This window comes from Streptomyces sp. H27-D2, assembly GCF_035828615.1.
Classification (GTDB): domain Bacteria; phylum Actinomycetota; class Actinomycetes; order Streptomycetales; family Streptomycetaceae; genus Streptomyces.
Map to the genome: position 1 here is coordinate 16,443 of NZ_JAYMZR010000029.1, position 12,155 is coordinate 28,597.

The 12,155-nt window shown below is 73.8% G+C and carries 9 protein-coding genes; 1 reads left to right on the top strand and 8 read right to left on the bottom strand.

Annotated elements, in window-relative coordinates; all coding sequences use genetic code 11:
- Positions 1 to 1,051: 1,051 nt before the first annotated feature.
- From QMK28_RS13890 to pdhA, 7 genes are all read right to left on the bottom strand, one after another.
- A complete protein-coding gene (locus QMK28_RS13890; protein ID WP_326437613.1) occupies positions 1,052 to 2,047 on the bottom strand; it encodes an NAD(P)H-quinone oxidoreductase in 996 nt (331 codons plus the stop codon).
- Between the two features lie 10 nt (positions 2,048 to 2,057).
- Positions 2,058 to 3,158 (bottom strand): potassium channel family protein, encoded by a 1,101-nt coding sequence (locus tag QMK28_RS13895; RefSeq protein ID WP_326437615.1) that lies wholly within the window; start codon positions 3,156 to 3,158, stop codon positions 2,058 to 2,060.
- Positions 3,155 to 5,266, bottom strand: coding sequence for a molybdopterin molybdotransferase MoeA (locus QMK28_RS13900; protein ID WP_326437617.1), 2,112 nt, complete (start codon positions 5,264 to 5,266; stop codon positions 3,155 to 3,157). Before QMK28_RS13900 ends, QMK28_RS13895 begins: the two co-directional genes overlap by 4 nt.
- The gene (locus tag QMK28_RS13905; protein WP_326437619.1) at positions 5,263 to 6,162 is read right to left on the bottom strand and encodes an NTP transferase domain-containing protein; all 900 of its coding nucleotides are present in this window, start codon (positions 6,160 to 6,162) and stop codon (positions 5,263 to 5,265) included. Before QMK28_RS13905 ends, QMK28_RS13900 begins: the two co-directional genes overlap by 4 nt.
- A 141-nt stretch (positions 6,163 to 6,303) precedes the next feature.
- The gene (locus QMK28_RS13910; RefSeq protein WP_326437621.1) at positions 6,304 to 7,896 is read right to left on the bottom strand and encodes a dihydrolipoamide acetyltransferase family protein; all 1,593 of its coding nucleotides are present in this window, start codon (positions 7,894 to 7,896) and stop codon (positions 6,304 to 6,306) included.
- Positions 7,896 to 8,939, bottom strand: coding sequence for an alpha-ketoacid dehydrogenase subunit beta (locus QMK28_RS13915; protein ID WP_326437623.1), 1,044 nt, complete (start codon positions 8,937 to 8,939; stop codon positions 7,896 to 7,898). Before QMK28_RS13915 ends, QMK28_RS13910 begins: the two co-directional genes overlap by 1 nt.
- Complete coding sequence (gene pdhA / locus QMK28_RS13920) at positions 8,936 to 10,081, bottom strand: pyruvate dehydrogenase (acetyl-transferring) E1 component subunit alpha (RefSeq protein ID WP_326437625.1); 1,146 nt, start codon at positions 10,079 to 10,081, stop codon at positions 8,936 to 8,938. Before pdhA ends, QMK28_RS13915 begins: the two co-directional genes overlap by 4 nt.
- Positions 10,082 to 10,264: 183 nt before the next feature.
- Here pdhA and QMK28_RS13925 point away from each other — a divergent pair, with 183 nt between their 5' ends.
- Positions 10,265 to 10,753 carry an Lrp/AsnC family transcriptional regulator gene (locus QMK28_RS13925; RefSeq protein WP_326437627.1) on the top strand — a complete coding sequence of 163 codons (489 nt, stop codon included), beginning with the start codon at positions 10,265 to 10,267 and terminating at the stop codon, positions 10,751 to 10,753.
- A gap of 61 nt (positions 10,754 to 10,814) precedes the next feature.
- Here QMK28_RS13925 and QMK28_RS13930 read toward each other — a convergent pair whose 3' ends face one another.
- Complete coding sequence (locus QMK28_RS13930) at positions 10,815 to 12,134, bottom strand: hypothetical protein (protein ID WP_326437628.1); 1,320 nt, start codon at positions 12,132 to 12,134, stop codon at positions 10,815 to 10,817.
- Positions 12,135 to 12,155: the final 21 nt, after the last annotated feature.

Genomic DNA, 12,155 nt, shown 5'->3' on the forward strand with positions numbered 1-12,155 from the left:
CCGGCGGCACAGCCCCCCGGCGGCACAGATCGCAGACGGCACAGATCAGCAGCGGCACAGATCACCGGCGACGCAAGCGCAGACCGAAGAAGGCAAGCCCCAAGCCGGTCAGAGCCAGGCCCGTGCCGAGCGGCAGTACGCGCAGGACCCGGTCCGTCGGCTCTATCGCGGTGTCCTCGGCCGCGACCGGAGCGTCGTCGGTGTAGGAGGGCGCGACCGTCGGCGGGACTTTGCGAGGGGGCCGCTGCTGGTCCGGCCGCGCCTCCGGGGCGATCCGTTGCTGGAGCGGCTCCAGCGGCGGCTGCGCGATCTCGACGTCATGGCGGGGCTCCCGGGTGGGGGCGCGCGGGCGGGGCGGGGGGTGGGCGGGGCGGGGGGTGAGGGCTTCTCCGCCGCTGCCGAGCGGGACGGGCCCGGGGAGGGCGACCGGCTCGCCGCCGGAGAGCCGGAGGCCGCGCTCGCGGAACCGTTGGGAGTCGGGCCGACGCCGATCCCGCCGCTGGGGGCGACATCAGGTCCGGCACCGGGCCCGTACACGCCGGGATCCGACGCGGCCAACGGCTCGTCCGGGCCCTCCGCCGCGCCCCGGGACACGTGGCCGGGCGTCGGCCCGACCGGGCGGCCGGGGTGTACCCGCCCCTCCCCCGACGGCCGCCCCGCCAGCTCACCGGACGGCGGATCGGAAGGGAACGCGGCCGGAGCGGCCACCGGGGCGGCGGAGGGTTTCGCGGGGGTCGCGTCAGCGGTGGGCCCCACCAGCAGCAGCACGCCGGTGACCAGCAATCCGGCTGCGATTCGCGAGCGCATTGCCACGGTCGTAACCCTCCCGTGCCGAGCCGTCGATGACAGACTCAGCGTCACACGAGGTAACCCGACCGGCATCTCGGGAACATCCCGGATCACCCGCCGCACGCCGCGTATCGGAGCCCGTACGCCCGGTCTCACGCGCCCTGCGGACCGCCGCGGACACGTCCCGGATCGCGGGCCACGCCCCCGGGGCGCGGTCGCGGTTTCACGCCCCCGCGCCGCGCCCCCGCGCCCCCTGCGTCGCTCACACAGTCAGCAGGATCTTCCCCACATGCGTGCTCGCGTCCAGCACCCGGTGCGCCTCGGCCGCGTCCCGCATCGGGATCGTCCGGTCCACGATCGGGCGGATCCGGCCGGCGCCGATCAGCGGCCAGACGTGCTCCCGTACGGCCGCGACGATCTCCGCCTTCTCGCCGGGCGGACGCCCCCGGAGCGAGGTGGCGGTGACGGTGCCCCGCTTGACGAGCAGCGCGCCGAGGTTCAGTTCGCCCTTGGCGCCGCCCTGCAGGCCGATGATCGCGAGGCGGCCGTTGACGGCGAGGGCCTGGATGTTCTGTTCGAGGTACTTCGCGCCGATGATGTCGAGAATGACGTCCGCACCCGCGCCGGCTCCGCCGTCCTGCGCGGCTGTGGCCTTGCGGATCTCGTCGACGAAATCCTGCTCGCGATAGTTGATCAGGATGTCCGCGCCCAACTCACGGCAGGCGTCGAGCTTTTCCGCGCTGCCCGCCGTGACCGCGACGCGCGCGCCGACCGCCTTCGCGAGCTGGATCGCCATGGTGCCGATGCCGCTCGAACCGCCGTGCACGAGCAGCGTCTCGCCGGGGCGCAGGTGGGCCACCATGAAGCAGTTCGACCAGACGGTGCAGGCCACTTCGGGCAGCGCGGCTGCCGTGATCAGGTCGACGCCGTCCGGCAGCGGGAGCAACTGCCCCACCGGGACAGCGACCTTCTCGGCGTAGCCGCCGCCCGAGAGCAGCGCGCACACCTCGTCGCCGACCTGCCAGGCGCCCACCCCCGGCCCCAGGGCCACGATGCGGCCGGAGCACTCCAGGCCGGGATACGGGGAGGCGCCGGGCGGCGGGTTGTAGAAGCCCTGCCGTTGCAGCAGGTCGGCGCGGTTGACGGCGCCGGCCACGACCTCGACCAGCACCTCCCCTTCAGCGGGTACGGGATCGGGGACTTCGGCCCAGACCAGGGCCTCGGGGCCGCCGGGTTCGGGAACAGTGATCGCTCGCATACGCCCGACGCTACTCCGGGCGCGCACCGTTGGTCATCCGGCCCGGCATCGTCGGCGTGCTGCTCGGCGAGGCCCGGATGATCGTGATCAGCCGGTCGGTCAGCTGGAGCGGGCTGGCCTCCGGGTCGTCGTAGCCGAGCAGCCGGTGCCCGCGCAGGACCGAGACGACCAGGTCGTCGGTGTCCCGGACGTTCCTGCCCGCCTCGGCCTTGACCACCGGACGCTCGACGAGGTCGAGACCGCTGCCCTGCTGGATCAGGTCCTCCATGACCGTGCCCGCGCTCGGGCTGAGCACCGAGAGCCCCAGCAGCCGCCCCGCCGCGCTGGCGCTGGTGATCACGGCGTCGGCGCCGGACTGCCGCAGCAGCGGCGCGTTCTCCTCCTCACGCACCGCGGCGACGATCTTCGCGCCCCGGTTGAGCTGCCGGGCGGTGAGCGTGACCAGCACCGCGGTGTCGTCGCGCTGGGTGGCGATGACGATCTGCCGGGCGCGCTGCGCCTCGGCCCGTATGAGCACGTCACTGCGGGTGGCGTCGCCGACGACGCCCGCGTAGCCGTCGGCGGTGGCCGCCTCGATCACCTTCTGGGACGGGTCGACGATGACGACCTGTCCCTTGGGCAGCCCGCTGGAGTTGAGCGTCTGGAGGGCGGACCGGCCTTTGGTGCCGAAGCCGACGATGACGGTGTGATCGCGCAAGGCGGACCTCCAACGGGTCAGACGCCACTGCTCACGGGTGCGCTCGGTGAGCACCTCAAGGGTGGTGCCGACCAGAATGATCAGGAATATCACGCGCAGTGGCGTGACGAGCAGGATGTTGAGCAGCCGGGCGCTGTCTCCGTACGGGACGATGTCGCCGTATCCGGTGGTCGAAAGGGTAACCGTCGAGTAGTAGACGGAGTCGAGGAAGTCGACCTTGCCGTCGGCGTTGTCGTGGTAGCCGTCACGGTCCACATAGACGATGAGCACCGTCGCGACCATCACCCCCAGCGCCATCAGCAACCGGCGGCAGACCTGCCGCAGCGGGCCCGGCACTTGGCGCGGGAGCAGGATGCGGTGCGCGTGATCGTCCTCGCTGGAGCGGGCGGCCGCGTCCTGACTGGGCAGCTTCACGCCGGTCCTCCGGGGGTGGCTGTGTTCGGCGTGGTGGCTGTGGCGTGGGTTGCCTCGGTGGCTGCGGTGGCTGCGGTGGCCTCGGTGGCGTGATTGGCCTGGGGGGTCGCGGTGGTCGGCCCGGTCGCGGTGGTCGGCCCGGTCGCGGGCGTCACCGGTGTTGTGGTCATCGCGCCGGTGTACCCCGCTGACCAGGGAAAGTCGAGCGTCTCGACCTCGCTCCCGGCCTCGGCACCGCCGGGCGGGATGACGGCGAGGCCGTCGGCTACGGCGATGCCGCGCAGCATGGCCGGTCCGTTGAAGCGCAGCGGGACGGCGCGCTCCGCGCGATAGGTGACCGGCACGAGCCGGGTGTCGTACGGGTGGCCGTGCACGGCGGTGTCCAGGGGCGCGGTGTCGAGGGGGGTGGTGTCGAGGGGGGTGGTGTCGTGGGGCGCGCCGCCGGAAGGGGAGTTGCGCGGGGAGGCGTCGCGCGGGGAGGTTTCGCGCGGAATGGTGCCGAACGGGGTGGTGTCGTCTGGGGCGGCGCCGCGCGAGGGAGCCCTGCGCGGGGACGCGCCGCGCGAGGCATCCCCGCGCGAGGAGGCGGGTGGCGCTGTCGGGTCCGCGCGGCCGGAGAGCGTGCGGATCAGGGGCTCCGCGAGCGTCAGCAGACCGGAGACGGCGGCCAGCGGGTTCCCGGGGAGCCCCACGAGGTGCCGGCCGTCGGCGAGCCGGGCCAGCAGCATCGGGTGCCCGGGGCGTACCGCGACGCCGTCGACCAGCAGCTCTGCCTCCAGGCGGCGCAGCGTGGGGTGGACGTGGTCCAACGGGCCTGCGGCGGTGCCGCCGGTGGTGATGACGACCTCGGCGGTGGAGTCGGCGATCGCCCGGCGCAGCGCCTCCGCGTCGTCGGACAGCCGCCGGATCGCCGTCACCCGCGCGCCGAGCGCGAGCAGCCAGGGGCCGAGCATCGGCCCGAGCGCGTCCCTGATCAGGCCGTCCTGGGGGAGTCCCTCGCTCAGCAACTCGTCCCCGAGGACCAGCACTTCGACGCGGGGGCGCGGGACGACCGCCAACTCGTCGTACCCGGCGGCTGCGGCGAGCCCCAGCACGGCCGGCGTGACGAGCGCCCCGGCGGGCAGCAACTGGTCGCCCCGGCGGCACTCCTGCCCGCGCGGCCGGATGTCCTGGCCGGGGCCTGCGGGGGAGATGCCGGGGGCCAGATGCAGCGAGCCGTGGGTATGGGGGCGGCGGGTGGTGCCGCTGCTGGTGCTGGTGCCCGTGCCGGCACCGGCACCGCTGCCGCTGCTCGTGCCGGTGCCGGTGCCCGTGCCCGTGCCGGGCTTGGCCTGGGGCCTGGTCGCGGGCTCGGCCGCCTGCTCCCGCTCCGGCTCCGTACGGTCCTCGGCGTGTTCGCTGCGGAGGACGGCGGTCGCGCCGTGCGGCAACCGGGCGCCGGTGGCGATACGGACCGCGTGGCCGTCGGGAAGCGCGGCGACATCGGCGTGACCGGCGAGGATGCCCTGGTCGGCGGCGTTGGCGAGCCGCCATGGGCCGGGTCCTGAGACGGCCCAGCCGTCCATGGCCGAGGTGTCGAAGGACGGCAGGTCGGTGAGCGCGGTGACCGGCGCGGCGAGGACGAGGCCCGTGGCGTCGCAGAGGGCGCGTACGACGGCGGGCAGCGCGGAGCGGGCCGCGCGGGCCGCGATCCGGCGAGCCTCCGGCCAGTCGGTGGCCCGCTCCTGCTGGACCGGCGCGGCGGCGGACGCACGGCCCCTCCCGGCGTCGCGCTCCGTCGCGGGCCGGCTCCCGCCGCCCGTCCGCTCTCCCCGGCCTCGGCCCGGTCCGTCATCCGCCGGCTCGCGTCCCGCGCTCGGGAACGCGGCTGCGTAGGAGGCGTAGGCGACATCGAGCGGATCGAGGCCGGGAGCGGCGGTACGGGAGGACGGGCCCGGCCGGGACCGCGTCGTCGGGTCCGGGTTCGGGTTCGGGTCCGGGTCCGGGTTCGGGTCCGAGGCCGTGTTCGGGGGCAGGGGCGCGGAAGTGGACGGGGACGGCCGATAGCCCACCCCGTTGGCCAGCGCGAGCGCCTCGTCGACCGCTCGCTCCTCGTCGCGGTCGGTCATCCCGCGTCCGGCTTCGGCGGTTCCGCGTCCGGCTTCGACGATTCCGCCGCCCATCGGGCTGCCAGCGCCACCGCCTTGCGGGACGCCTCCGCCACCGCCTCCGGGCCGCCGCCGGCCTGAGCCGCCGCGTAGCCCACCAGGAACGTGGTCAGCGGCGCGGCGGGACGGGCCACGCCATGGGCGGCGTCGCGGGCGAGGTCCAGAAGGACGCTGATGTCGACGTCGAGGTCGATACCGAGTTCGGACTTGACTGAGGTGATCCATTCGTCCAGCACCCTCCCATCGTCCCTGATCCGGGCCCGCGCCGCGCCGAGGTCCTCCCAGGTGTCGCAGTCGAACGACGCGGTGGCGTCCGGGAGCCGGTGCAGCGACAGCTCGGAGGCGAGCAGGCGCAGCGGGAGGTTGGCGAGGCGTCCGTGTTCGGTGGCCAGCAGGGCGAGTTCGCGGCGCAGCGGCTCGGTCCGGTAGGCGGCGACGAGCGGCTGGTCACGCCCGTCGGGGTCGAGGAGGACCGCTCCCTCGGCCTCGCCGATGGCGCCGAGCAGAGCGTGCGCGGTCGCGCGGGTCAGAAAGGGCAGGTCGGCGGAGAGGACGATGACGGTCGGCGCGGAGATCTGCCGCAGCCCCGCGTCGATCGCGGCCAGCGGGCCCCCGCCGGGCGGTTCTTCACGGGCCCAGCGCACCGGGCGTACGGTGCTGCGGCGCGGCCCGACCACGACGGTCCGCCGCGCGTCGGCGCACGCCCCCAGCACCCGGTCGAGCAGCGGCAGGCCGCCGACCGAGAGCGCGGGCTTGTCCGCTCCCCCGAGCCGGCGCGCCGCACCCCCGGCCAGCACGACCGCGTCATAGTCGGCGGAATCTGCGGCTTCGGCGGAATCGGTGTCCCCAGGTGTCACCTCACGAGTATGGCGGCAGCCCCTCCGGCATCGCTGATCCCTCCGATGCGCCTTCCGTGACCTTGGCGACGTCGCCGACGCTGGCGCTGGCGCTGGCGCTGGCGCCGACGCTGGCGCTGGCGCTGCAGGCGACCTCGGGCATCACAGAGTGCGCAGCAATATCGCGGGCTGCTCGACGCAGTCGGCCACGTACCGCAGGAAACCGCCGGCCGTGCCGCCGTCGCAGACCCGGTGGTCGAAGGTGAAGGACAGCTGGACGACCTGGCGTACGGCCAGCTCGCCCTGGTGGACCCAGGGCTTGGGGGTTATCCGGCCGACGCCGAGCATCGCGGCTTCGGGGTGGTTGAGGATCGGGGTCGAGCCGTCGACTCCGAAGACGCCGTAGTTGTTGAGGGTGAAGGTGCCCCCGGTCAGCTCGGCCGTGGTGAGCCTGCCCGCACGGGCGGCCTCGGAGAGCCGGCCGATCTCCGCTGAGAGATCAGCCGCGTTGCGGGTGTGCGCGTCGCGTACGACGGGGACGACCAGGCCCCGGTCGGTCTGCGCGGCAAAGCCGAGGTGGACGGCGGGGAGGCGGACTATCTCGCGCGCCTCCATGTCCACGGTCGAGTTCAACTCGGGGTAGCGGGCGAGCCCGGCGGCGCAGATCCGGGCGAAGAGCGCGAGGAGGGACACCTTGGGGGCGTCCTGAGCCGCGTTCATCGCGGCGCGGGCCGCGAACAGTTCGGTCGCGTCGGCGTCGACCCAGCAGGTCGCGTCGGGAATCTCGCGCCGACTGCGGGACAGCTTCTCGGCGACGAGGCCCCGCAGCCCGCGCAGGGGGATGCGGGTCTCGTGCGGCGTCCCGGCGGCTGCCGTGCGCGCTGCGGTGTCCGGCGCGCGCTCCGGCGTACCGGTGGTCGCAGCGGCTCCGGCGGAGACCGGGGCTGCCGGGGCTGCGGTCGCCGCGTGCACCGCGTCCTCGACGTCGACGCGCAGGATCAGCCCCTCCGGGCCGGACCCGCGCAACGTCCTCAGATCGACGTTTCCCTCACGGGCCAGCCGCCGTACGAGGGGTGAGATGACCGCTATCGGCTCGTCGCCTTCGACGTGGCCGTGGTCCTGGCCGTGGCCGTCAGCTGAGGAGCCGGTGCCTCGCGCTTCCGGAGCGCGGCCCGAGCGGGAGCCGGAGCCCGAACCCGTGCCCAAGCCCGAACCGGTCCGGCCAGCAGAATCGGCCGAGCCCCCCGAACCAGCACCGGCAGCAGGGTCGGCCGCCGCACCGCCCGTACGCGACGTACCTCCCGGCCGGATGCGCCGCCGGCGCGCAGCGGGCGCGGCCGTCCCGTAGCCGACCAGGACGTTCCCTGAGCCCTCGTCGCCGGAGCCCTTGCCCGCAGAACCCTCGCTTCCGCCGGAGCCCGCCGCCGCTGCCGAAGCATCCCCGGCCGCCCCCTCACCGACGGCCGCCTCCCCGCCTCCACCGGCGCGCCCCGCCGCGCCTGCCGCCGCCGCGCCCACGGCGACCGTCAGCAGGGGTGCGCCCACCGGCAGTTCGGCGCCCTCCGCGCCGAAGCACGCGGTGACCACCCCGCCGTACGGGCACGGCACCTCGACCATGGCCTTCGCCGTCTCGACCTCGACCACCACCTGGTCGATCGCGACGACGTCGCCGACCTTGACCAGCCAGCGCACGATCTCCGCCTCGGTGAGCCCCTCGCCCAGATCGGGCAGGGTGAATTCCTTGACCACGGGCATCAGTTGGTTCCCCCCTCGGCGTAGTCGGACTCCCACTGCAACCGCGCCACCGCGTCCAGCACCCGGTCCACGCCGGGCAAGTGGTGCCGTTCCAGCATCGGCGGCGGATACGGGATGTCGAACCCGGCGACCCGCAGCACCGGCGCCTCCAGATGGTGGAAGCACCGCTCGGTGATCCGCGCGGCGATCTCGCCGCCGGGGCCGCCGAAGCCGGTCGACTCATGGACGACGACCGCGCGGCCCGTGCGGCGCACCGACGCGCAGACCGTCTCGTCGTCGAACGGGACGAGCGAGCGCAGGTCGACGACCTCCAGGTCCCAGCCCTCGCCCCGCGCCGCCTCCGCCGCCTCCAGGCAGACGGGGACCGACGGGCCGTAGCTGATGAGGGTCGCGCTGCGCCCCGTGCGACGGATCGCGGCGCGGCCGATCGGGGCGACCGGCTCCGGGTCGTCCGGCGACCAGTCGGACTTGGACCAGTACAGCCGCTTGGGTTCGAGGAAGACGACCGGGTCGTCGGAGGCGATGGCGGCGCGCAGCAGGCCGTACGCGTCGGCGACGGTCGCCGGGGCGACGACATGGAGGCCGGGGGTCGCCATGTAGTACGCCTCGGAGGAGTCGCTGTGGTGCTCGACGCCGCCGATTCCGCCGCCGTAGGGGATGCGGATGGTGATGGGCAGCGGCATCGCGCCACGGGTGCGGTTGCGCATCTTGGAGACATGGCTGATGAGTTGTTCGAAGGAGGGGTACGCGAACGCGTCGAACTGCATCTCGACGACCGGGCGCAGCCCGTACATGGCCATGCCGACCGCCGCGCCCAGGATTCCGGCCTCCGCCAGCGGCGTGTCCGTACAGCGGTCCTCGCCGAACTCCTTGCTGAGGCCGTCGGTGACCCGGAAGACGCCGCCGAGCGCGCCGACGTCCTCGCCCAGGACGTGCACGGCGGGGTCCTCGGCCATGGCGTCGCGCAGCGCGCGGTTCAGCGCCTGGGCCATGGAGGCGGGCTTGCGGGCGGCCCTGACCGGCGCCGGGGACGCGGTCTTCATCGGTTCTCCCCTTCGGCGGCGAGCTCGGCGCGGAGCTGGTCCGCCTGCTCGCGCAACTGCGTGGTCTGCTCGGCGTAGACGTGGGCGAACAGGTCCATGGGGTCGAGCGGCGCGTCCTCGTTCATCCGGTTCCGCAGGTCGGCGGCGAACTGCTCGGCGGCGTCCCGGACGGCCCGCTGGTGCGTCTCGTCGAGCAGCCGCCGGTCCCGCAGCTCGCGCTCCAGCAGGTCTATCGGGTCGTGCGCGCGCCACGCCGCCACTTCGGCGTCGGAGCGGTAGCGGGTCGCGTCGTCGGCGTTCGTATGGGCTTCGATGCGGTACGTGACGGCCTCCACGAGGGTGGGACCGCCGCCGCCGCGGGCCCGGCTGACAGCCTGGCCCAGCACCTCGTGGACGGCCGCGACGTCGTTGCCGTCGACCAGCCGGCCCGGGATCCCGTATCCGACCGCCTTGTGGGCGAGGGAGGGGGCGGCGGTCTGTTTGGCCAGCGGAACGGAGATCGCGAAGCCGTTGTTCTGGACGAGGAAGACGACCGGGGCCCGCCAGACGGCGGCGAAGTTGAGCGCCTCGTGGAAGTCGCCCTCACTGCTGCCGCCGTCGCCGACCATTGCCAGCGCGACGACGTCGTCGCCCTTGAGACGGGCCGCGTGGGCGAGGCCGACCGCGTGCGGAAGCTGGGTGGCCAGGGGGGTGCAGAGCGGGGCGATGCGGTGCTCGCGTGGGTCGTAGCCGGTGTGCCAGTCACCGCGCAGCAGGGTGAGCGCCTGTACAGGGTCGAGGCCGCGGGCGATGGCGGCGAGGGTGTCGCGGTAGCTGGGGAAGAGCCAGTCGCGCTCCTCCAGCACCTCGGCGGCGGCGATCTCGCAGGCTTCCTGGCCGGTCGAGGAGGGGTATACGGCCAACCGGCCCTGTCGGGTGAGCGCGGTGGCCTGGGTGTTGTAGCGCCGCCCGCGCACCAGCCCGGCGTGCAGCCGGAGCAAGAGCCCGGCGTCGAGATCGCTGCCCGCCGGCGTGCCCAGCAGCCGGTAGGGCTCCGGGTCGGGCAGCAGCGGCGCCGGATCGGTCCGGGGCCGCCACGCGGGCGGCGGTGAGGGCTGCTCCCCGCTGGTGGCGCGGCTGCCTGGCTGCTCAAGGACCGTCATATCGAGCACCTCCTCGTGGGCGGGGCTTCAAGGCGTGATCACATCGGAAGAGCGGGCAGTTCTCCCCTACCGATTGTTCGGTCGTCGGCACATTTTGGCTACAGGCGACGCCAGCCTGTGGACAAACGGTTCTCCACAGCTTGAGATGAAGCCAGTACGTCCATCGAGGGGAGGCGAGGCGCCATGCCGGACGAACAGATGGCCCATCCGGACCAGCGGCCTCCCGTGCGCCCCCTGGACCCCATCGACCGCGACATCCTCCGGATGCTGCAGACCGACGGCCGCGCCTCGATACGGTCGGTCGCCGAACGGGTGCACGTCTCGCGAGCGAACGCCTACGCCCGTATCAACCGATTGATGGACGACGGCGTGATCCGCGGCTTCAGCGCCCGGGTGGACCAGGAGCGGGCCGGGCAGGGCGCGTCCGCGTACATCACGCTGAAGATCGTGCAGAACTCCTGGCGGACGGTGCGCGAGAAGCTCAAGGCGCTGCCGGGCGCCACCCATATCGCGCTGGTCAGCGGGGATTTCGATGTCCTGCTGCTGGTGCACACCGCCGACAACCGGGAGCTGCGGGAGCTGGTGCTGACCCGCATCCAGATGATCCCGGAGGTGCTCAGCACCCGGACGCTGCTGGTCTTCGAGGAGACGGACCTGGAGCCGGAGGGCTGAGGTCGGAGGGGCGAGGTCGGAGGGGCGGGCCGCTGGGGCCGAGACCCGCGCCGGATCGCCGCTACGGCCGGCCTGGCCGGTGCCGCCGGAACTCCTGCGCGGCGAAGAGCACGAGGGGAAAGGCCAGCCCCAGCGCGAAGTCCGGCCACTCGATGACCGCCGACCGCACCGCCAGCAGCCCCGCCAGCACGCACAGGACCAACAGCAAGCCCGCCCAGTAGCGGGCAAGCAACGCCCCGAGGTCGAGTCGAGGCCGCCTCGGCAGGAGATCCGACAGCTGCTTGGCGCGCGCGGACTCCCGCTTGACCACCAGAGCCTCCGCCAACGGCACCACCACATCGCCGGCCCGGGCCAGCGGAACGCGCTCCAGGTCGCAGAGCGCCTGGGCGCACCACCACACGCCCCAGAGCGAGATCCCCGGCTCGTCCTGCGGCTTGCCCCAGTGCCCCTCCGGGGTCTGGGTCGACAGCACCTTGCCGAGCAGCCGTACGACCAGCCCGAGCGGCGGGGCGTCCGGGTGCCGCAGCAGCGCGGAGATCGCGGTCGGGACGCCGTACTGCCACAGCAGCAGCCGCGCCGGCGCGCCGTCCGGCCCGCAGGGGGCGTTGTACATCTCCAGCCGGGCGCCGAGCCCCTCGGTCCGCCGCTCGCGCTCCAGTTCCCCGATCAGCCAGTCGTAGCCGCGGCGCACCGCCGCCGAGTGCTGGCCGCCGCGCAGTTCCGCGAGCACGATGAGCGCCATCGCGGTCTGCGATACGGCGGGCGTGGTGGCCGACTTGTCGACACCCCAGCCGCCGGAGAGCATCCGCTGAGCCTCCATCAGCCAGCCGATACCGGCCTCGATCGCCGGGTGGACGGGGTCCAGCAGGTCGATGCCGTGCAGGGCGATGCAGGTGAGCCAGACGCGGGACGGACAGCCGCGCAGCGAACCCCAGCCGCCGTCCGGATTCTGGTTCGCGACCATCCACTTGAGGGCGCGCGCGGCGTCCGGTGCGCCGTCCGTCAGCTGACAGCGCACCGTCCCGATCATGCGCGCCACCCACGCGGTGGCTTCGATGACGGGGCGGCCGTGGCTGCTCTTGGTGGACCAGCCGCCGTCCAGCAGCGGGTCGTCCGACTGGATCTGGCTCGCGGCCAGGAAGGTGAGCGCGTCGCGGAAGTGCTCGTTCCGGTCGTGGCAGATGTCGAAGACCAGCAGGCCGACGGCGGTCGCGGTCACCCCGGGGTCCGGCCGCTCCAGCTCGTGATACCAGCCGCCCCCGCCGCGTTCGCTCCCGTTGTACGTACTGCGCAGCACGACCAACGCGCTGCGCAGCGAACCGATCACCAGGCGGCTGTCCACTCCGTCGCCGTAAGGCAGTCCGGTGCGTGTCGTCCTCACAGCAAGCCCCCCAGGATTCTT

Excerpts from the sequence above, each read along its gene's own strand:
- QMK28_RS13900 (WP_326437617.1), bottom strand. The coding sequence starts at position 5,266 with ATGACCGACCGCGACGAGGAGCGAGCGGTCGACGAGGCGCTCGCGCTG.
- QMK28_RS13890 (WP_326437613.1), bottom strand. The coding sequence starts at position 2,047 with ATGCGAGCGATCACTGTTCCCGAACCCGGCGGCCCCGAGGCCCTGGTC.
- QMK28_RS13925 (WP_326437627.1), top strand. The coding sequence starts at position 10,265 with ATGCCGGACGAACAGATGGCCCATCCGGACCAGCGGCCTCCCGTGCGC.
- pdhA (WP_326437625.1), bottom strand. The coding sequence starts at position 10,081 with ATGACGGTCCTTGAGCAGCCAGGCAGCCGCGCCACCAGCGGGGAGCAG.
- QMK28_RS13915 (WP_326437623.1), bottom strand. The coding sequence starts at position 8,939 with ATGAAGACCGCGTCCCCGGCGCCGGTCAGGGCCGCCCGCAAGCCCGCC.
- QMK28_RS13910 (WP_326437621.1), bottom strand. The coding sequence starts at position 7,896 with ATGCCCGTGGTCAAGGAATTCACCCTGCCCGATCTGGGCGAGGGGCTC.